General features: G+C 66.8%; 1 protein-coding gene. It reads right to left on the bottom strand.

The window, feature by feature from the left end; all coding sequences use genetic code 11:
• Positions 1–283: acyl-CoA dehydrogenase family protein (locus tag N826_RS39450; RefSeq protein ID WP_044438173.1), on the bottom strand; the 283-nt coding region annotated here is incomplete at both ends.

Here is a 283-nt window from a genome sequence, read left to right as displayed (position 1 = left end):
CCGGTCTGGGCACGGCCGAGGATCAGCGCATGGATGTCGTGCGTGCCCTCGTAGGTGTTGACCGCCTCCAGGTTCATCACGTGGCGGATGACGTGGTACTCGTCCGAGATGCCGTTGCCGCCCAGCATGTCGCGGGCCACTCGTGCTACGTCCAGCGACTTGCCGCAGTTGTTGCGCTTCATCAGGCTGATCGCCTCCGGCGCCGCGCGGCCCTCGTCCTTCAGCCGTCCCAGGCGCAAGGCTCCGTGCAGACCCAGCGTGATCTCCGTCTGCATGTCGGCCA

The organism is Skermanella aerolata KACC 11604 (genome assembly GCF_000936425.1).
In the GTDB taxonomy this organism is placed as follows: Bacteria; Pseudomonadota; Alphaproteobacteria; order Azospirillales; family Azospirillaceae; genus Skermanella; species Skermanella aerolata.
Note: the sequence above shows the minus strand (reverse complement) of the source record. Positions and strands in the feature narration are given on the sequence as shown.